Below are 19,199 nucleotides of genomic sequence, written 5' to 3' on the forward strand. Positions count from 1 at the left end.
GTTCCAAAGTAACAGTGACGCAAGGTTATCAGGCAGCTCAGCTAGGTGCTGTAAGCAAGTAGAAATATAATCATTCACCACAAGGTCATTTATCTTTCAAGTTTCAACAATGCTATAAAATATCGCGCTGACATGTGCACCTTTTTTGGTATTTGAGAACAACCAGTTTTTCGCCCTATCACGAAAAGAACCGGTCAAATATTAACTACGCGTATCAAAGTTTACCAATGACCGCTCATGGCACAGAGCCGTCCTTCGGCTCTAGCTTGTCCAATAATGAGTTTAATCGACCGTCTGCTACTCGTTCACATAATACCCCGATAAGCAGCTCATATAGCAATCTATTTTAACGCTTTCAAAAAACAGAAGTATATTTCCGATAACTGACTACGAAGCCCTAAAAACGGAAGTTTGCTTCCGAAATATAGTAGTATAATCTTATAAACCGGAAGTTTACTTCCGTTTTGTACCTTAAGATTATGAGCTAGCCGGTATCTAGTGGACTTCTCATAGCTTGTTAGACACTGACGTTATACTGTTTCTATTTCATGAAAGTACAACCCTTTTATTCCGTGTTCTTGAACGATGCTATATAAGCTATTTGTAGCATCTGTAGTAAAGTATCGAAGTCCAGCTTCTCGTACTCTAAATAGTTCAGGACTCTCAATCGCACTCTTTTCAAATACCATCTTTTTAAATTTTCTAATTCTGCTTGGTTTGCCATTTTTAATATTTCGGATGGAATGCTCTTCACTTAGGGCTTTGTCAAAGCCTACAACATTAAATGCAAACCACTTCTCACCTTTTAAATTGCATTCAAGCAGCTCAACGTTGTTGCTAAAATCGTTTAAGAATAGTGGTGAATACTTAGGAGATACTACAATTGTTGAAGCACCCAAACCAGCTATATCAGGCTTCTTTAAGTTTTGGTGAGCAGTACTAGGCTCTATCAACCAATCAACGGCCAACTCTCTCCAATTGTCTCTCATGCTCATACCGTCGAACATTAACAACTGGCCCTCAGTCAATTGAATTGTTTGTTCGAACCCCGTTTCATTAAGTAAGAGAAACTCATCAGGCTCGACACTCACACTGTATACTTTATTAAATTTGTCTGTCATTAAGCATTACCTTGTGTCAATAATGTAGTGATTGGAAATGTACCATCCGCAAGTTCTTCACCTATCTCTTTCAACGTTTCGATAATACCTTGTCGACCTAGGCCCTCTGCTATCGTTTCATTAAGTAAGAACTCAATATTCAAGTAATATTTGCCTGTATGAATTTTCGAATGAGGATAAGCATCTGGAAGGATATCCATTGGAACATGCTTTTGAAACCGAGGTAAGTAGACACCATTTGCTTCATGGTCAATATCAATACCGAACGCTGCTAATCTAAGCCTTGAACGGGCAGCACGCATATCATTCCAAGACACTATATGATGAGCCGCTGTATTCTTGGGTTTATTTCCACGCCCAGCCTTCGCCATATTTGCGGCTAGCTTTTGAGCAGCTTTTTCATATGCTCCCAACGTACATGGCGTGAATAGATTAAGTCATCAGCTGAGATAAAGCCCCGTTTATATTTAACCGAGTCTATAATTTCTCCACGATAATGTATGGAAAACGCATGGGCTTGGGCTTTAGCTAAACCACGGTCACCCGTTACGAGAAATAAATCATTTTCAATATCTTGAATAGTTACTTCATGTATTTCTTGACGCATAAAAACTCCTTTTAAATGTTGTTTCTAATATAGATATTTTTACAGATATGTACAAGCTTGAAAGCTTTATTTGAATATACAGCCACTTCAAAACAATATAGTTAGAAACCCATACTCTCACAGCGGCTTTTAACTATATCATTTTGATTCTTTTGTAGCTTTGAAATCTTCTCAGCTCTGGTGCACTCCCAAGCATCAACAGGATACATTTTATCCCAGGCATTCATCAGCTGGCGTTGCGCTTTACTCATGTTGTATCGTTTATAGGTTTTTTCCATATACAAATAAGTACGTGCGATTTTCCCTCTGGCTATTTCAGGTGGCTCGGCTTTTCTCTCGTCAATTTTCATCGCACAAAGTCCAAAGTCGCTTTGAGCTGCTGGAAGCATAGTAAAGTTATAATTGCTTCTGAGAGCATTCACAGCGCCAATGGCCGGATAAAGGTTAAACATATCAGCTTGCATAAAACGATATTCTGTATTTACTTTTTCCGCACATCGTCGACCTTTAAATGATTTACCCTTACTATTTACACACTGCTTATGACCATCTCGCCATTCGCTAAAAGTACGACCAAAGTTTTCTGCTGGAACAACGTGCTCCCATTCAATTTTTTTAGCTCGTTTGACGTACTTTGTTGTAGAAAAACCCTCCGGCGCGGTTACTTTTTTATTAGCGTCAAATATCGCACCACAGTAAAGTGTAACGCGGTGGTTGTTATATACCTGCTTTTCTAGAAGTCGTTTAGCTTTGCTGAAAGAGTCGATTTCTTGGTTTGCAGAAGAGGCAGCAGAGAAAATAAGTATTGATAACAGTGTAATTGTTGATGCTTTCATTATGATTCTTGGTACCTATTTCGGTTTAAATATGTCACATATAATAAGTGAGTTAATAAGCTAGTTCTCATTTGTGGTGACTGACAATTTTTGTTGTAGAGCTTAGATATTATACTCTTAAAATTAAATGGAAAAGTTACTTACCAGTCCAAGTATTGTCAGTTTTGTACTGTCCAGAGCAAGCGCTGTTATAGGCAAATTGGCCTGTAGACTTATCTCGACAACGCCAAACTAAGTTGTAGTTACCATCATAAAACTGGTCCCACGCATAACCAGAAGAATAGTTATTTGACCCGCCAGCTTCTGCCGCAGCAACAGCTAAAACGACGACACCTACCGCAACAACTGCTGCAATAACGCCTTGAGCGATTTCTTTTCTGTCTTGCGCAGCTAAAATCTCACATTTGTATTCGGTTAGTGCTCTATATTCAACTTCTTTGTTAAGCGCGTAAATATAGTTCGCTTCATCAGTATCCTCAGCGATATAACCTTTAGTAAGGATATCTTTATCATTGAGGTAGTTTCGACACACTTGGGCATCTGTTAATTCAGAGTCACCGGAAATGATGGCGTGTCTAGAGGCTGAGCAGCCAGTAATAAAGCTAAGTATCAGAAAAGATACAATAGTGTTTTTAACTAAAGTCATTAGTAAATTATTCCATAATTAAAATAAGCTTTGAGTAAGCTCATTATTCCTTCGCTAAATTTTAACGTAAGGATGCAAATTTTACTAATTGTTATTAAAAGGGTTTTTAATATTAAAGAATGAAACCTGCTTACATCAGCTCTAATAAAACTATCATCTTCACAAAAAGAATCTTGGCTTAATTTAAACCTTAAATTATACTGTATATACAAACAGTATTTGAGGTGTGTATGTTCGTTATTCCAATTTATATTGAGGCAGGGATTTCGGGATTTGAATCTCCAGCAGCAGAATACACAGAGCTAGGTATTTCTATCGATGAGCTAATTATCAAGCATCCTAACGCCACATTCATAGGGCTGGCCTCAGGTCAATCGATGCAAGATGTAGGGATTTTCGATGGAGACTTGCTCGTTGTTGATAGAGCTGAAGACGTAAGTTCAGGCGATGTAGTCGTTGCGAGTTATAATGGGTCGTTTGTTTGTAAAATAATAGATAAAACAAACCGCTTGCTAATCTCAGCATCCAAAAGCTACAAATCTGTTTATGTTTCACCTGAAGATGACTTCAAACTCGAAGGTGTAGTCACAACCAGTATCCGCCTACACAAAAACAAAATAGAGCTCAGTCGATGTTTGCCCTCGTAGATGCTGTCGCTTTTTACGCAAGTGCGGAGAAGGTATTTGACCCTTCGATTCGCTCAAAACCGGTTGTAGTACTTACAAATAACGATGGATGTATTTGCGCCATATGCCCTATCGCACGAAAGTTGAACATCCCCAAATTTCAGCCTTACTTCAAGATTAAAAACTATTTAGAACAGCACCATGTCGTGGTTCGCTCTTCAAATTATGAGCTTTACGCTGATTTAAGTGAAAAAATGATGACTGTTATAAATCGGTTTTGTGATGACCATTATGTTTATAGTATTGATGAATCGTTTTTACGTTTTACTGGTTTCTCTAAAATCATCAATGACTGGGCTGACTATGGACATACGATACGCCGAGCAGTTTGGCGAGAAACAGGTTTGCCCGTTGGTGCAGGCTTTGGCACAACACCTACCCTAGCGAAAGCGGCCAACCATGCAGCAAAAAAACTATCTGGGTACAACGGTGTGGCCGTTATTAACGATGAAAAATCTCGTAAAGAAATACTCATGCGCATGGATGTTACCGATGTTTGGGGTATCGGCTCTCGTTTAGGAAAAAAGCTTAAGTTAATGCAAATTAATACTGCCTGGGACTTGGCTTGCCAAAACCCTAAAGCAATGAGGCGTATGTTCAGTGTTGTCGTAGAGAGAACGGTCAGCGAATTAAATGGTATTGCCTGTTTAAGTTGGGATGAAGTAAAGCAAGATAAAAAAGAAATATACTCAACAAGAAGTTTTGGTGAAAGAGTCATTGATTTAACGACATTAAAATCGGCTTTAGTAACGCATGCCGCCATTGTTGGGCGAAAACTTAGAAGACAACAATCATTAACAAAGCGTATAGTTATTTTTGCTGCCAGCTCGCCACATGAAGATGAGCACTACAAAAAATCACTTCTATATGAATTTCCCATACCGACATCAGACACCAGCGTTATAGCTAAGGCTGTTTCTGAAGTTATTGATGAAATTTATAAACCGGATACGCGCTTTTATCGCTGCGGTATAGGAGCTATAGAATTAGAAAGTGAATCATTTCAGCAAGCCGATATGTTCTCTGTGAGTGAGGATAAACCTAAAATGATGAAATGCTTAGATACTATAAATAAACGTTATGGTGTAGGAACTTTATCAATAGGCAGTGAAAAGCTAACACAGAATTGGAATATGAAACGAGCTTTCTTATCGCCACATTATACGACTCGTTGGACAGATATCCCTATAATAAAATGTGATTGAATTAATTAGGGTAAACCAAGTATTGAATATAATTGTTCTATACAAACACAGTGGTTCTTTATTAGAAACTTCTTTAATAAAATGAGTATTGCCTTAGCTTGTCAATGCCCGCGGCTCGTTTAAAGCAGTCTTTTAAAGCAATTACGTTAACCCTCTTTGGGGTAGACACGTTCTACGATTGAATGTTCGTTTATGGCTGTAAGTTCACCTGCTTAAAGCCGCGACACAGTAATATATAGCATAGCTATTCAAGTTAATGCTCTATTTTGTTCGCGAAAAGTAAAGGTAGTCCTTAAAAAACCTTGCCAATGGCGTACAAGAAACTAGTCTAAATATATTAATAAGTACTGGTTAGTTAAAATTTTTGAAATTAGTTATTTGCCCAAGCTAGTTGATATATACCTCCATAAACTGACAATTTACAAATAAGTAAATAGCATGAGCTTTATGGCTATGTAGCTCAACTAGTTCTAAGCGAGTATTTTGGTTTTCTGGAATTGAGTTCCAAACTTTGTTAGAAATGGTAATTATCGAGTCCATAGAGGATTTCGGAAAAGAATATATGATTGAACGCTGTTTTGATTTTGCATCATATTTGAATCGCACTTTGTTTATAAAATTGTATGTACCTAGGAATTGGAGTGAGTTTCCTTGCTTTCTGACATCAAATACTATTGAACCAGTACCTTTACTATCTATTTGATAGTTAAATCCATTCATATCAAGATGCATTTTTTGAAGCCTAACTTTGAGTAAATCAAATTCCTTCTTACTTAGCTCTTTTGAGATTTTTTGCTTAGCACCCCGTTTTTCTTTTCCAAAAATGAAATCCGAGATAATATCGAACATCCCGCGAGAATCGTGTTTACCAGCAGTAAAGGTATCATCCTCTATGACAAAATAAGGTTTATCAATTAGGCCTAATTTAGAAAGAGCGACTTCTCCGTAAACGCGATAATAATTACCGAGTCCGCTTTTGTAAGATGCACCTATATCAGAGTGCGCCCCTGGTAAAGCTATATGAATCATTCTTTCAGAAGTATATATTTCAGGGGAGGCACAGTGATTGACATCGAGCATTTGTAAGCTCCCAGACATGGGCGGAAAATCAATATCAAAATCCCTAATAACAGGAAATAATCTTCTCGATTCATCTTTTGCAATGAAGTGTAATAAAAAATCTGTGGAAGGTGCTATTTCTAATTGCAGCTCATCCTCAACACTTGTTGCAACAGTATCATATAGTATTCCAATAGTACGGACTAACGGAGCCTCTTGTATATTTTTATCTGAATATAAACTTGTTTGAAACTTATTACCAACATTGTTCATAAAGTGTCTGGCAATTGCAGCTCCGCGACTAAAACCAATTGTAATGACTCGAACTTCAGTATTTGAGCTGTGATCGATGCTTCTCTTTAAATATTTTTCGAAGTCTCTTAGTGCCTTCTTTGCTATACTTTTACAACTATAACATTGGGCTGAATCTAGCTTGCGTGGAAAGAAATTTTTTTGTGTACCTGGACCTTTGTAATATTGTCCGTTATAACCATGAGCTTTAGTAAGAAGGTTGAAGAGATGGGCAACAACTGTTTGTCTAGAATTACCGTAAATGTTATCTTTATCATTTCCGGTACCATCAAAGGCAATTACATAATATTTAATCTGTTTGTCATATGTTTCGGAAACCCAACGAGGAACTTGAAGGTATAATGCTGCATTTCTAACCTGTTTTCGCTCTTCAAAAGTTACGGGTAAAGGAGTGTCTCCTGAAAACATACTAGTGCAAGAAGGTAATGTTAATATAATTATAAGCAGGAGAAGTGATTTTCTCTTTAATAAGTGCATTTTTAATTAGACAATAAAGTTAAGATTAGGGCGCGAAAAACATAACAAGTATGCGCTATTATTACTACTTTATTCCAATTAAATTAACAGTATTACCTTTATGAATTCAACTATCACCACATTGCTGCATATTTAGCACTACAAATTTCGCCTGCGTAGTGCCCTCAACATTTGTGCAAATGTAACTCTACCAAATTGAGTACAGCTTTTTCGTAGACTTTTATGTATATGTAATTTTGGAACTGCAATCAAACGAATTGCCCCCCCTTTCGACTTTCATAATTATCAAGTTGCTAGTCTCAAGAAACTTATAAAGGCTGTGATAATATTTTCCATATTGGGCTTCCTAGGTTTTTCTAGACAGTTGGTAACTCAGTTTGGACTTCCCAGCTTTCACTAGACAGTTCCTCGGCAGCTTTGAGCGATAACCGGACACTTAAAAAGTTAAATTTATTCATGTGTTTTAAGTAGAAATCTAATTTTGTCCAATAACATTATTAAACGCCGTTTTGGGGCAAAATAACATGCTTAATTTCTAGCTATTTTAATTACTTGTTTACAAAGGTAATTATTGGTGAAATTATCATGGTATGTAATATAGGCCATTTTGGTGTGTTATAAAGCACCAAAAAATGGTGTTCAATAAGCGGTTATGTATACAAGGAGAGTTTGGTGGAATTAAATGACTTTTTCGCTTCAATAGACTGGGCAATTGTTGTTGCGCTATTAGCCGTTTTTGTTAGTGTGCTCACTAAGGTAGATCAGAGCAAGCTACAAAGGGAATCTATTGAGCTGCAAAAATCACAATCTAAGTTAGCAGAAAAACAGTTGCAACTAATTGAAAGTGAAAAGAAAATTTTACAAAGTACAGTCGAGTTGCAAAAAGCACAAGCTACATTATCCCAAAAGCAATTAGAGTCATTTGAAAAAGAAGAGACCCAAAAGTTACAAGCATCTGTTCGTTTAGACTTAAGAAAGGTTTCGAGTAACAACTATAAGTTTTTCTTATCAAATAATAGCCAGCAAAATGCTAAAAATGTTTCCTTTGAGTTAAATATTCCTTCAAATTATTCTAGCCCACTCATCAGTAGTGAAGTGGAAGAAAAGCTTCCTATATCTGTTCTCGGTTCTGGCAGCGATGTTTCTTTTATAGCCGCAATTTGTGATGACACTCCTTTGGGATTTAATGCTACAGTTTTATGGACAAATCCTGATGGTTCACAAGGTAAGTCAGAAATATATGTGTCTGCGTAAATGCATGCCTTACAAGAAAAATCTACAAGGACAAATACTGTTTGGCTTTTGTCACTGCGTTACAAAATTATTGCCAAACACTATTAGCCCGTTATTTTGGGGTTAGCCATAAAGAACATAAAGGAATAATCATGTCTCATAAAAAAGTCGAAATAACTGAATACAACTATACAGAGAAACTGGGAAAATCTTACTTTAATTTTTCCGATATAAACCCATCTGTAATTTGCACAAACCCATTATGTAATAACCCTAATGTTGCGGCTAAATTTGATGTTGCTCAATTTAGTTGTGAAGGTAAAGAAAGTACAGGTCGAGACTGTAAAAGGCTATTCGAAGTAAAGTTAATTAACTAGTTAATTATGGCTAACAAGGCAATAAAGTCGGATTAGTAACGGTTTAATGCGGCGTTAGCCTTTTATAGGAGAGTATAAATTGTCATTCAGTGGTCATCTCTCTGGAGATATCTATTCTCATTGTTGGTTTTATGAATCAACAAGGCGATCATTTCAATTTGAAGGTTATGGTAATATTTGTGGGGGAATTACTGCGGTGGCCTTAACTGCATTTATGGTGGAAAGCTATTTGAACCTAAGTTGTAAATTGATCTTTGATTTGCAAGCTAGGGTAAACGAAGTACTTGATTCTTCTCCTTCTGATTTCTTTGATGTTATTGATGACAAATCAGTTAAAGGCACTCATATAAACGATAAAGTTGCTATTGCTTATGGATTTAAAGAGCAGTTGGATAACCTAATAGGTGTGTTTAATGACAACTTATTTGGTCGAAAAAAAGTAGACTTTAACCGATTATGTGTCGGAAAATCATTCTATGAAATAGATGATAAAATAAGATTTTCTCCAAAAGCCAAATTTTTCGCTTTATCTGAAGTTTTATATGCTGATGACACTAAAAAAAAAGAGCACCGAAAACTAATAGAACATTTATTTAATCTAAGAAATTCATTAGCTCATGGAAGGTCTGAATTCGTTTCAAGTTCAGTTTGGATTGAAGCAGATGATAATAGTAGCTTCTCCTCTGAGTCCATACCTCCTCTTCAAGCAAGCTGGCAAGAACAATGCTCTATTGTAAATGCAAAAAAAGCATTCGATGATTCATGTGAAATCATCAAATTTTTAAGCTTAAGTGCATTCAATGATAAATATCCTTTTAGAATGCCAAATCAAATTGGTGCATTTTTAAAGGGCTAAAAAGGCATTTGAACGCAAATATAACAGTGGGTTACGTTTCGCTCCGCTACACATTATAACCCACAATTTTAGTCCGCTGAGTGCGGCGTTATAAATCACAATCGGAATTCTCATGGAAATAAAGGTCATAGCAATAGAGTTAAATAGACTGTCAGAGGCAGTAAGTATTGGGCAGTTTGATGAGGCTATGAACGGTGCCGATATTTTGTTTCAACAAGTCAATGAAGATACTAAGAGAAGTGCTCATTTTTTTACAATTATATCTAATGTTGCCAGTATATTTATTGATATTGGGCACATGAAACCATGTGCTGACTCTGCTCAAAAGGGTTTGAATATTCTCAATGAGCATAAGAATGAGATAGCCGAACAGATTGGAGAAGATGCCTATTTTTACAATTTGAGTAATGCAAAATCAAATTTAATCAGTGAGAAGAACCCATTTAACCATACCTTCTCTACGATTGAGCAACTTGTAGAGATAAAAACAGACCTTTGGAAGGCTACCAAATTATTCAGAGATAAGAATGCTGGAGAATTTGAGCCAACCTTTATTGTCAATTTAGGAAATTCCTTGAAACAGCAGTTTCGAATAGTTGAGGCTATGGAGTGCTACGACCTAGTTAATTCATTAAATCAAGATATCCCCCAATCGTGGATCAATAGATCTGAAACTCTTATGATACTTAACCAAGTTTCGAATACAGTTACTATACAAATGCTGGAACAGATTAAAAATGGGTATGAAAATGTACTTTTATCAGAGCAGATTCCTCCAATGTGGCATGACCATTATAAGGAACAGGTTGCTTTTCATGAAAATAAGATTAGCGAAGCTTGTGAAGATGCTGGTATTGAACCTGATTTACATGATTCAGAAAAAACTAAAGATGAATACGAAAAACTAAGTAGTTACAGAAAATTTTGTTTAGACAATAACTTAAGTTTATCTGAACATGGTTTGTACTGTCCATGTATAGGAAGCTCCAGAGATAATTTAACTATACCTACTGCCGGAGGAGTGGTTGGTGATTTTGTTATTCCGATGGAAATGGTTCTTAATCGGTTAAAGTCAGAGTTTGCGTTCTCACGACATTTATATTTTGAATACCTTACAACAGAGAGTGATTTTGAACTACTTCACGACTCATGTTTTTCAGAGCTTTTTAATGATGAGTTACTAGGTATAGATGTTGAGAAGCTTAGAACTTCTTTTCGATCATGCTTCGGTATATTGGACAAAATAGGTATAGCTATTTGCGAGCTATTTGACCTCTATCCCCCCAATGGAAAAGTCTATTTCCAAAGTTTTTGGCAACTCGACCGTGACAGTAGAAGAGAACTTTTTAATAGCATTAAAAGTCCGGGACTTCTAGCTTTGTATAGTATTGCTACTGATTTGAATGACAAAAAAGATGGTGAGTGGTCATTTTTGAAACAGTTAAGAAATGACTTGGAGCATGAGTTTGTGGTTGTTCATAAGAGCGAGGCTCCAAGTGATATCTATGAGTCTTACGAATTCATGAATAACATAGTATTTATCAAAGAAGATGATTTTATTGAACATCTTCGACGTATATTGCAATTAACAAGATCTGCAATATTTTCGTTTGTATTTGCAGTGCGTGATAAAGCATTAAACGAAAAGAAAGATGGGGGTATTTATCTTCCTGATAGTATCTATCGACAAGATTATATATTTGAAGAGCAAGATTTATAACAAGCACATGTTGATGGAGCCAAAGGGATTAAACCTTAACTTTTGACCGTCCGCAAATGGCACATATGCGAATGTCAGATTTGATCAAAACTAAAAACCAAACCTGACAGATTAAGTTAAGACTTATTCATGTGATACTGTTCAATGAATAAAATACGCACTTATTTTGTTAAGCAAAAATGCTAACTAAGTTACTATTAAAAGAAAGCCCGCTTAAATTATTTTCATTAACTAGAGATTTAAACGCAGCATTACAATAAAGTGCTGTCCCACCTTGTATGTATGACTTAAAGACAAGATGTTTGTCTGTTTTAAATGATAAGGATTTGAGGCCATCCTCAATTCCATTCAGATAAGCCTTTTTAGTGAGAGTTTCGTCTTCACCTTCGAAAACGAGTGGATTAAATAAAATTAGCTCTCTATCACACCTGAGAGGTATAAATTCCCCGTAAACCTTTAAATATTTTCCTAAGGCATTGTATGCTTTATGGTTCAAAATAAGGTAATTAGCAAATAAGTTAACATCAAAGGCTTGCTTTAAAGCTTCTTTTTCAACTTTGCAGCTAAATCCGTTTGTGACTATATCCGCTATTTTAGTTTTGCCGCTAGGAAAACCAAACTTGGCTAATATCACTGCCTCTCTAAAACTGAGGTTATTTTCTTCGGCAATTTGGTCTGCCATCGATACAATATCTAGATCAATAATATCGTATGTTCTATCTGGTTTATGTAATTTATAAATATCGAGTTCCTTTCCCATAAGTGATCCTTTATTAAGTAAGATTTGTGTTTATTAACATTTATTGAAGCCAGATTATCTGGCATGTACTACAAAGCCAACCAAATCACGTTGGATATTAGCCAATATTATTAGGTTGGACTAATAAGAGAGTTCGCGTTAGTTATACCTATACTGTATTTATTAGCTTTTAATGTTTTCGTTTATTAGCTTTTAATGTTTTCGTTTATTAGCTTTTACTGTTTTCATTTATTAGCTTTTAATGTAAAACTAGCAACATTTACATAATACAGATTCTCATCTTTGCCTACCAAAGCCGCTAAGTATCTTCCATGATGAAGAGCTCATGACCTTCAAAAGTAAAATATAATAGACTAATTAGAAGGCGCTAATCACCTTATTTATCTTCCATGATATCTTTAAGTGCAATGCGTTTTAGCTGAGTGCCATCGCGATACCCTTTTACTAACAATTCATCTAATACAGCGCCGGTGTAGAAGGTATAGCCATTTTCTTCATCAACGGGAAGCTCATATACAGAGCCTGATATTTGAGGCCAAATCCAATAATTCCCACAGGGTGATAAGTGAGGTAGAACCATTGAACCTGAGCTTACTCTCCATTCATCATCATTTTTCCACGAACAAAACAACACATAGCAGGGTTTGCTATCAATAGTTTGAAACGTTAAAACAACCCATCCTTCTGGCTTGTGTTTCATATATCACTCCCTCTCGTTTATAAAAAAACTAAAACCACCATTAACCTTAACTTAATAAACGAGAACACCCCCTAATTTTTCTTAGAAAACACTAAAAACATTAAAGCTTATATTAACGCAGGATTAATTTCATTGGCACTTTTTTGAATTTTAAAACCCAAATCAAAGACGTTGTAAGAAGATTGCGAGAGGTCAGACCAGTTTATGCTTCTTTATTTTTGCGATATTTGCAATCATAGCGACTGCCTTTTAAAAAGCACCGACTTTACTGGGTCTAGGTGTGAATTTTAAATTTAAGCTTTAGGAGCAGCACTGAATATTAATTTCGCTTTGGGTGTTTTACTTGAACATAACAACGTCATGTTAAACACAAACATAAAATCGGTTTGGATAAGGTAAAAACAACTCGAGAAACCTTCACAGTACTTTAAAGATAAATTTTTTTTGAGAATAAATAATTTGTTCGTAGAAAAAACATTGAACTTAACTTTTGAATTTTAAAGTGAGATTAACCCTTGAAAATAAAACAAAATTTTCATTGGCTCCAAGGATTGATAAGCCTAATTATGACGAAAGGAATAATGTAAAAATGCTTACCAAGATCGAATATCTCAAAGGTAAACCTTTAAATTTACCACCCATTATCTATAGTGTAAAGACATTTGTTTTTTGGGGAGTAAAATTATGACCGTTACAAAGACGAACGCTAACGTTCACAGAGGTCGATTTGTTATACGATTTTACTCCCATAAAAATCAGTGCGTTCTTAATCCCGAGTCATTTCAGGAGCTGATCCTGGCTTTTAAACTGGAATGCGATCCTAATGTGAAGTTGTTTGCCACCCAACCAGAACAAATAGAAGTGACTATAGACAAAAAAGTTTACCGCTACACACCCGATTTCTTAGTGCAATATCATTCTGGCTTCGCTGAATATATTGAAGTTCATCATGAGTCTCAGGTTGATAAAGAGTATCACTCCAAAATTCATGTTTTTAATGAGTACACCCGAAAAAAGGCACAGATAGGTATACGATTAATTATCGTCGATAAGCTCAATACCATCTTTATGGCGAACCTTAATCTGATAACAATGTATTACTCGGAGCATTCATTCCCATTAACAATGCTGCCTGATGGAAATTTGACCTTAGGTGAACTCATTGAGTGCTTAGAGGGTATAGCTATAAACCCAGTGTCAGAGGCTTATGGACTAATTGCATCTAATGTATATAAATTCGATATGGAGAAGCCGTTAAACGCCTCTACTACTTTGATGCGAGGTCACATCAAATGATTGGATATGCTGCGGGTACAGACCTGACTAATAAGTACGGTAACGTTGAATCTATTGCCTTTGTTGACAGTACATCAATACTCCTTTCCGGTGATGGTATAGCGACTAAGAAGCGACTATTGCTTCGAGACGACTTTGAGAAAACAATTGATGCTCAGGGCTTTGTATTAAGAAGCGCACAGCATCCACATATTGAACTAACAGAATATCAAAAGTTAACGGTTACATCACGATTGATGTATCAATCTATCTTGAAAGAACTAGTTAGTGAAGGATACCCTGCTACAACCAAGAAGACATATGATGAGCTCATCAAACGAGTCGAGAGCCAACATCCTGCAACTATTGCCACAAAACACCCGCAATGGAAAACGGTATGTCGCCATTGGCGGGTATGGGTTCAATCAGATTTTAATGATGAGGCGCTTGCGGGAGTGAAGCGTAATAGCCCTATACGGCTAAATGCGGCCACTGAGGCTTTCATACAACACTACATCGCTACCGTCTATTCGTGTAATAACTCTGCTTTCAAAGGCGCATATTACAGTAACTATAAACGAGAAGCGCAAGAAGCTAGCTTGAAAAATAATGAGATTCAAATCGCATCACAACGCACCTTTTACCGCCGGTTACAAGAGCTTACTGATGCTGAAAAGCTTGCTAATTTTAAAGGTCTTTCACAAGCGGAAATCAATAAGCGACTAACAACGCTACGTAAACGAATAAAAACCTATTACGCAATGCAACGCGTTGAATGCGACCGTGTTGTGCTAAATATGTGTTTAATTGATGATAAAACAGGTCTACCGACACCGCCTATTTCTTTGTATGTTGCAATAGACGTATACACACGCGCACCTATCTCTGTAGTGCTTAGCTTTGAACCTGAAAACGCTGCAGGTGGGCTTAACCTTTTACGTCAACTATTTATGGCGGATAGTAATCTTACAATGAATGGCCGAAAACCGACTACATTGATTATGGATAATGGTCCAGGGTTTAATAATCGTTTGATAAAAAAAGCTGCGGAGCGACTTGAGTTAAATATTCATTATACACCATCAAATCAACCTTCTAAGAAGCCATTCATTGAGTCATTTTTTAATGTATTAAGAGATCACTTTTTTTCGGGTATGAAGATTGAAACGCAAAGTGGTGAGACGAGTATTGGATTTCAAAGTTATTCAGGAAAACGTACTAACCCGAACTCACTAGACACAATTCCATTAGCTAAACGTGCGGATATAAAGGTATCTGATTTTACAAAGCTACTGAATATATTTTTGACAGAATACATGCACAAACACCATAAACAGGCTGGCCATACGCCTATCAAAAAATGGAATCAGTCCATTATTGATACGCCTATGCCTTCATTCACATATGATCAGCTACAACATTGCTTCCACGTGTCCAGAGCCCAGGCCTCACATAAATTACAGCAACGTGGAACTATCAGATGTTTAAGTCAAGATTATTACAGTGATGAGCTAAAACAACTATACGCGGCTACTAAAACAGACATGGAGCTGGGTGAAAACCCTTCTGTTTATGTGTTTCATGACGACCTAGATGCCAGAAAAGTAACAGTTCAAGCAACACTGCCTGGCGAGAACAACCCTGTGGAAATAGTGGCTGATAATATTGACCATCATGATATGAAACTACCAGTCAGCTTTGCTGAACTAAACGGCAATCAAACCCTGACCCAACTCGGAATATATACAGATACTTTCTCCCATACCCCTACTGGTCACTATGTCGGTGAAATAACTGAATTCGTAAAGCAAAAGCCCAAACGCAAACAGCACAGAGGCCCGAAGGTAGCGTCTTTCAATAAAAATACGACTGAAAACTTATCCATTGAAGAGCGAATAAAAAAATCTCATAAAGTGAATGAACTTAAATCACAGATATCACACTCAGGTGAACAAGATACCTACGCAGATACGATAGTTAGCAAAACCAGAGAAATGGCCTCTACCCGTTATAATGATGATGAAGGAAATGAAAAACAATGGTAACTATGCCAAGTACAATTTTCGCATGTGACATACAAAAGAAAATATGGCAGAGGATAGCGGAAATCCACAATATGTATAATGTACCTTCAGAGGATAAACGAGCTCAACTTATTTATGGTGCCTCGGGGGCTGGCAAGACGTATATATTAAAGCAGTATCACGCTCAGTTTTTACCTGTGACTACACCTGAAAAAACGACAAAACCAATCTTTTATGTCGCTTTTAAGGAGTTTAAAAAAAGTACTGCGGAGATAACTCGATTTTTAATTTCAGAGCTAGACGGAACAATGCAACATTCTCGCACTACTGCAGCTGAATTAGACGCTCAACTTATCACACTTCTCAGAGACCTAGAAGTGGAGTTAATAATTCTTGATGAAATTCAAAATATTGCCTCAAGTTATGATGGAATAGAGTTTCAACGAATTATTAAATATTTTTGCTACCTTATCGATAGTAACAAGATCCGTTGTTCGATTATTTTCGCCGGTACAAGTAGTGCTAAGCGTCTTATTACATTTGGTAGGACCGCCGGTAAATTTGACGATGACGAGCAGATGTCTCGTCGACAAATGCGCCCCATTGAAATTAAGCCAATCCTTCCTAAAACGAATAACTGGATTGCCTGCTGTAATTGGTTCATTCAACAAGTTGCGTTACCAGATTTAACAAAGGATAAGCACAGTGAGCTACTTGATCGTATTTACCTTGCGTACAGTGAACACACTATGAGTACAATGCGCGATTTGTTTTTACGTAATAACACACGAAATGCAAAAAACTATGAACAGCTTATAGAGGCCTTATTCGAAAACTTTGAGAAATATGCAATTGGAGCTATCAATCCGTTTGATTATGAACTTTTAACAAAAAAACAGTTAGATGCATATCTAAATGAGCAAGATAAAAACCTTAGAAGTCAGTTCTATTCGGGGTTATGCTAATGCGCTTTCCAATAAAACCCTCTCACTATGAAGCGGAGTCAGCTATTGGGTATGTACTTCGTTTACTTAAAAGAAATGGCATACAATCAGAATCTCGCGTACTCAATAAAGCTATGCTAACCAGTATCATCAAAGGTAGATCAACAAAGAACGAACTCCTTGATCACCTTATGCCTACTACTCGCACTTTATCATCATTAAAGATAAAGTGCTGGACACATGCTAGATTGCTAACGCCACAAGTTTGCCCAGATTGTGTTAACCAATATGGGTATTTTAGAGCCCAATGGCAAAATCCATTTTTACGACACTGTATTATTCATGAGTGTGCCTTGTTATCCGAATGCCCTCATTGCAACTCACCGCTGCAATTTACTATTAATCTTCTAAATGGTCGCTGCACCTCACCTTTGTGCGGCTTACATTTAACGCATATGCCATTGAATAAACAATTAAAATCCCCTGAACAAGTCCACGATGCATACCTCATAGCGAAAGTGATAGTTGACGATAGTAATACACGAACGAGTTTCCCACCAAAGGAGATTACCTCCACATTATTGAATAGAGCAGCTGATATTCTTAATAACCCAGATAGCGCTAGAGTATTCTTAAGTGAAAGGGCCAAACGTTTACCAAAAGATGTACCGTTGAACATTGAATTTCACAAAATTGAAATTATTGTTCAGAATTTGCTGTGTGAATGGGGGTCATTATCCACACTATATGACATGTATAATAGCGAGTATATTCGTTCAAAAGATCCAGTTACTCAACTTTGGATTGAAGCTCAAACAGCCTCCTCTATAATTGGGATAACGTTTAGACAAATCGCTCTTTTAGTCGAAGTTGGGTTAATAAGAACTGATTCAAAAAAGGCTTTAAGAACAGATACTCGCGTTGAAATATCAGGTGTTTATACCTATTTAGCCGAGTTCAGTCACAATAAAGATTACGTCCCCCTTTCTGAGCTACATCGCTTAATGGCTATTCATAACATCTGTATAACTGACGTACTGATAGCCGCTAAAAATAATGATTTATCAATAAGTTACAAACCTTCATTAGACTTGATGCATTCCATACACGTTTTGCCTGAAGCATTCGATACCTTTTGTAAATTACACACTCAGCTTATAAGAGATAAAACGATGTCCATTGCAAACGTAGCTGAAGTCACTGGTATACCAAAGGTAGAACTAATGAGGTTGATTAATACCGGTAAGATCAGGCCCATTTATATTCATGGCAATAATTCAAAACGTATACATAACTGTGATACTTTGAAGTTGGCGAAAACACAAAACAAACAGCTATCACTCGACATTTAGCACTTTGTAATTTCAACTTTAATTTTTAGGCCGAGACTTGTTCTCGGTCTATGCTTTATTAATAACAATACCGGCAGTTCACTAAAACTAACCGACTGAATATCAATAAGTTTAACTTTCCCTTTTTTAATAAAGGTTTAGTAACTTCATCCATAACTAAACCTAAATCAAACCAAATTTGAATTAACTCAACATTACAAATGAAGCTTCGCATATCTGCATTTTAGCTTTCACTTAAATGGCTTCATTTCTCTTTATCTTAAAAATCCATTTTCTAATCGATTTACTACACTTTTACTAAGTAAATATTAGCGTATAGTGTTCGCCACTAATTTACCGAATACAGAATCTACTTAATTATGTGCTCATTAAAATCAAGTCAGAGTTCTTCAGTGGCAGAATGAGAATCTGCAAGGCAGAATGAGAACTTTTTGGCTGGATGAGAATTTGTGTTGGGGCAGTTTTTAGCTATAAATAATTCTCAATTTAAGAGGCGAAGTACCCATAAAGAACACAAGCTAAGTTATTGTTTTGAAATCTTATTACTTGGCTGAGATTCTCAAGTTATATGGCGCTGATCATTTATGATCAGTGCCACTTAAGTCGAGAATTCAAGGCACGTTGAGAAGTTATTGATTTATTATAAAATTCGGCACTTAAATTGAGATTTATTAGCTGAATTACACTCTAAAAATAATTATGTTTTTTATTAGGTAAATTTCTTAATCAACGTAAAATCGCTTACAAACGTATATGAAGGTAACTAGTTTTAAATGATAATTTGGCTATTTATGGTTTACTTCGAGGTAGAGTCTATTTAGGCCGATGCCTTCCAGAGTATCGACATCGCATCTTTATTTTTCATTACGTAAAGAACCTCGACTCTTGGCCAGTCACAACTGTCGATTGCATCACTCAAAAATTACCGGCGGTCTGCTCTGTGCCATAAGCCGACTATCAGCCGTAACTCGTTTCTGCCCCAAAACGTGTTAGAGCCGAAGAACCGCTC

Annotated in this window: 18 protein-coding genes; 10 read left to right on the forward strand and 8 right to left on the reverse strand. The window is 36.5% G+C overall.

The window, feature by feature from the left end:
* Nucleotides 1-530: 530 nt before the first annotated feature.
* The 5 genes from WDB87_RS02885 to WDB87_RS02905 all read right to left on the reverse strand — a co-directional run bounded on the left by WDB87_RS02885 (nt 531) and on the right by WDB87_RS02905 (nt 3,210).
* Entirely contained in the window at nt 531-1,121 is a 591-nt protein-coding gene (locus WDB87_RS02885) for a hypothetical protein (RefSeq protein ID WP_337848957.1), read from the reverse strand.
* Nucleotides 1,121-1,534 carry an AHH domain-containing protein gene (locus WDB87_RS02890; RefSeq protein WP_337848958.1) on the reverse strand — a complete coding sequence of 138 codons (414 nt, stop codon included), beginning with the start codon at nt 1,532-1,534 and terminating at the stop codon, nt 1,121-1,123. Before WDB87_RS02890 ends, WDB87_RS02885 begins: the two co-directional genes overlap by 1 nt.
* Nucleotides 1,501-1,728 carry a hypothetical protein gene (locus WDB87_RS02895; RefSeq protein WP_337848959.1) on the reverse strand — a complete coding sequence of 76 codons (228 nt, stop codon included), beginning with the start codon at nt 1,726-1,728 and terminating at the stop codon, nt 1,501-1,503. Before WDB87_RS02895 ends, WDB87_RS02890 begins: the two co-directional genes overlap by 34 nt.
* 101 nt (nt 1,729-1,829) lie before the next feature.
* Nucleotides 1,830-2,564 carry an endonuclease gene (locus tag WDB87_RS02900; protein WP_337848960.1) on the reverse strand — a complete coding sequence of 245 codons (735 nt, stop codon included), beginning with the start codon at nt 2,562-2,564 and terminating at the stop codon, nt 1,830-1,832.
* Between the two features lie 136 nt (nt 2,565-2,700).
* The gene (locus WDB87_RS02905) at nt 2,701-3,210 is read right to left on the reverse strand and encodes a hypothetical protein (protein ID WP_337848961.1); all 510 of its coding nucleotides are present in this window, start codon (nt 3,208-3,210) and stop codon (nt 2,701-2,703) included.
* A 230-nt stretch (nt 3,211-3,440) separates the two neighbouring features.
* On the opposite strand from WDB87_RS02905, the gene WDB87_RS02910 reads away from it, so the two are divergent.
* Nucleotides 3,441-3,857 carry a LexA family protein gene (locus tag WDB87_RS02910; protein WP_138684705.1) on the forward strand — a complete coding sequence of 139 codons (417 nt, stop codon included), beginning with the start codon at nt 3,441-3,443 and terminating at the stop codon, nt 3,855-3,857.
* Nucleotides 3,842-5,101, forward strand: coding sequence for a Y-family DNA polymerase (locus WDB87_RS02915; RefSeq protein WP_337848962.1), 1,260 nt, complete (start codon nt 3,842-3,844; stop codon nt 5,099-5,101). The genes WDB87_RS02910 and WDB87_RS02915 overlap by 16 nt, the downstream gene beginning before the upstream one ends.
* A 387-nt stretch (nt 5,102-5,488) precedes the next feature.
* On the opposite strand, the gene WDB87_RS02920 is transcribed toward WDB87_RS02915, so the two are convergent.
* On the reverse strand, nt 5,489-6,880 hold the full coding sequence (locus WDB87_RS02920) for a phospholipase effector Tle1 domain-containing protein (protein ID WP_337848963.1): 1,392 nt from the start codon (nt 6,878-6,880) through the stop codon (nt 5,489-5,491).
* Between the two features lie 741 nt (nt 6,881-7,621).
* Here WDB87_RS02920 and WDB87_RS02925 point away from each other — a divergent pair.
* The 4 genes from WDB87_RS02925 (at nt 7,622) to WDB87_RS02940 (ending at nt 11,135) form a co-directional block, all read left to right on the forward strand.
* The gene (locus WDB87_RS02925; protein WP_197107430.1) at nt 7,622-8,203 is read left to right on the forward strand and encodes a hypothetical protein; all 582 of its coding nucleotides are present in this window, start codon (nt 7,622-7,624) and stop codon (nt 8,201-8,203) included.
* 131 nt (nt 8,204-8,334) lie between these two features.
* Complete coding sequence (locus tag WDB87_RS02930; protein ID WP_337848964.1) at nt 8,335-8,559, forward strand: hypothetical protein; 225 nt, start codon at nt 8,335-8,337, stop codon at nt 8,557-8,559.
* Nucleotides 8,560-8,638: 79 nt separating this feature from the next.
* Complete coding sequence (locus tag WDB87_RS02935) at nt 8,639-9,415, forward strand: hypothetical protein (protein ID WP_337848965.1); 777 nt, start codon at nt 8,639-8,641, stop codon at nt 9,413-9,415.
* Nucleotides 9,416-9,527: 112 nt separating this feature from the next.
* Nucleotides 9,528-11,135, forward strand: coding sequence for an LA2681 family HEPN domain-containing protein (locus tag WDB87_RS02940; RefSeq protein WP_337848966.1), 1,608 nt, complete (start codon nt 9,528-9,530; stop codon nt 11,133-11,135).
* Nucleotides 11,136-11,304: 169 nt separating this feature from the next.
* On the opposite strand, the gene WDB87_RS02945 is transcribed toward WDB87_RS02940, so the two are convergent.
* Together WDB87_RS02945 and WDB87_RS02950 are read right to left on the reverse strand one after the other, a co-directional pair.
* Nucleotides 11,305-11,895, reverse strand: coding sequence for a hypothetical protein (locus WDB87_RS02945; RefSeq protein ID WP_337848967.1), 591 nt, complete (start codon nt 11,893-11,895; stop codon nt 11,305-11,307).
* A 376-nt stretch (nt 11,896-12,271) separates the two neighbouring features.
* Nucleotides 12,272-12,595: a hypothetical protein gene (locus WDB87_RS02950; protein WP_069438783.1), complete on the reverse strand. Its 324-nt coding sequence runs from the start codon at nt 12,593-12,595 to the stop codon at nt 12,272-12,274.
* A 684-nt stretch (nt 12,596-13,279) separates the two neighbouring features.
* On the opposite strand from WDB87_RS02950, the gene WDB87_RS02955 reads away from it, so the two are divergent.
* From WDB87_RS02955 to WDB87_RS02970, 4 genes are read left to right on the forward strand one after another with little or no spacing between them, the layout of a single operon-like run.
* Complete coding sequence (locus WDB87_RS02955; protein WP_337848968.1) at nt 13,280-13,891, forward strand: TnsA endonuclease N-terminal domain-containing protein; 612 nt, start codon at nt 13,280-13,282, stop codon at nt 13,889-13,891.
* Nucleotides 13,888-15,915 carry a hypothetical protein gene (locus WDB87_RS02960; protein WP_337848969.1) on the forward strand — a complete coding sequence of 676 codons (2,028 nt, stop codon included), beginning with the start codon at nt 13,888-13,890 and terminating at the stop codon, nt 15,913-15,915. Before WDB87_RS02955 ends, WDB87_RS02960 begins: the two co-directional genes overlap by 4 nt.
* The gene (locus WDB87_RS02965) at nt 15,909-16,859 is read left to right on the forward strand and encodes a TniB family NTP-binding protein (RefSeq protein WP_337848970.1); all 951 of its coding nucleotides are present in this window, start codon (nt 15,909-15,911) and stop codon (nt 16,857-16,859) included. Before WDB87_RS02960 ends, WDB87_RS02965 begins: the two co-directional genes overlap by 7 nt.
* Complete coding sequence (locus WDB87_RS02970; RefSeq protein ID WP_337848971.1) at nt 16,859-18,190, forward strand: hypothetical protein; 1,332 nt, start codon at nt 16,859-16,861, stop codon at nt 18,188-18,190. Before WDB87_RS02965 ends, WDB87_RS02970 begins: the two co-directional genes overlap by 1 nt.
* Nucleotides 18,191-19,199 lie beyond the last annotated feature (1,009 nt).

The organism is Pseudoalteromonas sp. C12FD-1, assembly GCF_037414265.1.
GTDB lineage: Bacteria > Pseudomonadota > Gammaproteobacteria > Enterobacterales > Alteromonadaceae > Pseudoalteromonas.

Excerpts from the sequence above, each read along its gene's own strand:
- WDB87_RS02950 (WP_069438783.1), bottom strand. The coding sequence starts at position 12,595 with ATGAAACACAAGCCAGAAGGATGGGTTGTTTTAACGTTTCAAACTATT.
- WDB87_RS02910 (WP_138684705.1), top strand. The coding sequence starts at position 3,441 with ATGTTCGTTATTCCAATTTATATTGAGGCAGGGATTTCGGGATTTGAA.
- WDB87_RS02900 (WP_337848960.1), bottom strand. The coding sequence starts at position 2,564 with ATGAAAGCATCAACAATTACACTGTTATCAATACTTATTTTCTCTGCT.
- WDB87_RS02920 (WP_337848963.1), bottom strand. The coding sequence starts at position 6,880 with ATGTTTTCAGGAGACACTCCTTTACCCGTAACTTTTGAAGAGCGAAAA.
- WDB87_RS02895 (WP_337848959.1), bottom strand. The coding sequence starts at position 1,728 with ATGCGTCAAGAAATACATGAAGTAACTATTCAAGATATTGAAAATGAT.
- WDB87_RS02970 (WP_337848971.1), top strand. The coding sequence starts at position 16,859 with ATGCGCTTTCCAATAAAACCCTCTCACTATGAAGCGGAGTCAGCTATT.
- WDB87_RS02885 (WP_337848957.1), bottom strand. The coding sequence starts at position 1,121 with ATGACAGACAAATTTAATAAAGTATACAGTGTGAGTGTCGAGCCTGAT.
- WDB87_RS02915 (WP_337848962.1), top strand. The coding sequence starts at position 3,842 with ATGTTTGCCCTCGTAGATGCTGTCGCTTTTTACGCAAGTGCGGAGAAG.
- WDB87_RS02960 (WP_337848969.1), top strand. The coding sequence starts at position 13,888 with ATGATTGGATATGCTGCGGGTACAGACCTGACTAATAAGTACGGTAAC.
- WDB87_RS02940 (WP_337848966.1), top strand. The coding sequence starts at position 9,528 with ATGGAAATAAAGGTCATAGCAATAGAGTTAAATAGACTGTCAGAGGCA.
- WDB87_RS02905 (WP_337848961.1), bottom strand. The coding sequence starts at position 3,210 with ATGACTTTAGTTAAAAACACTATTGTATCTTTTCTGATACTTAGCTTT.
- WDB87_RS02945 (WP_337848967.1), bottom strand. The coding sequence starts at position 11,895 with ATGGGAAAGGAACTCGATATTTATAAATTACATAAACCAGATAGAACA.
- WDB87_RS02930 (WP_337848964.1), top strand. The coding sequence starts at position 8,335 with ATGTCTCATAAAAAAGTCGAAATAACTGAATACAACTATACAGAGAAA.
- WDB87_RS02965 (WP_337848970.1), top strand. The coding sequence starts at position 15,909 with ATGGTAACTATGCCAAGTACAATTTTCGCATGTGACATACAAAAGAAA.
- WDB87_RS02955 (WP_337848968.1), top strand. The coding sequence starts at position 13,280 with ATGACCGTTACAAAGACGAACGCTAACGTTCACAGAGGTCGATTTGTT.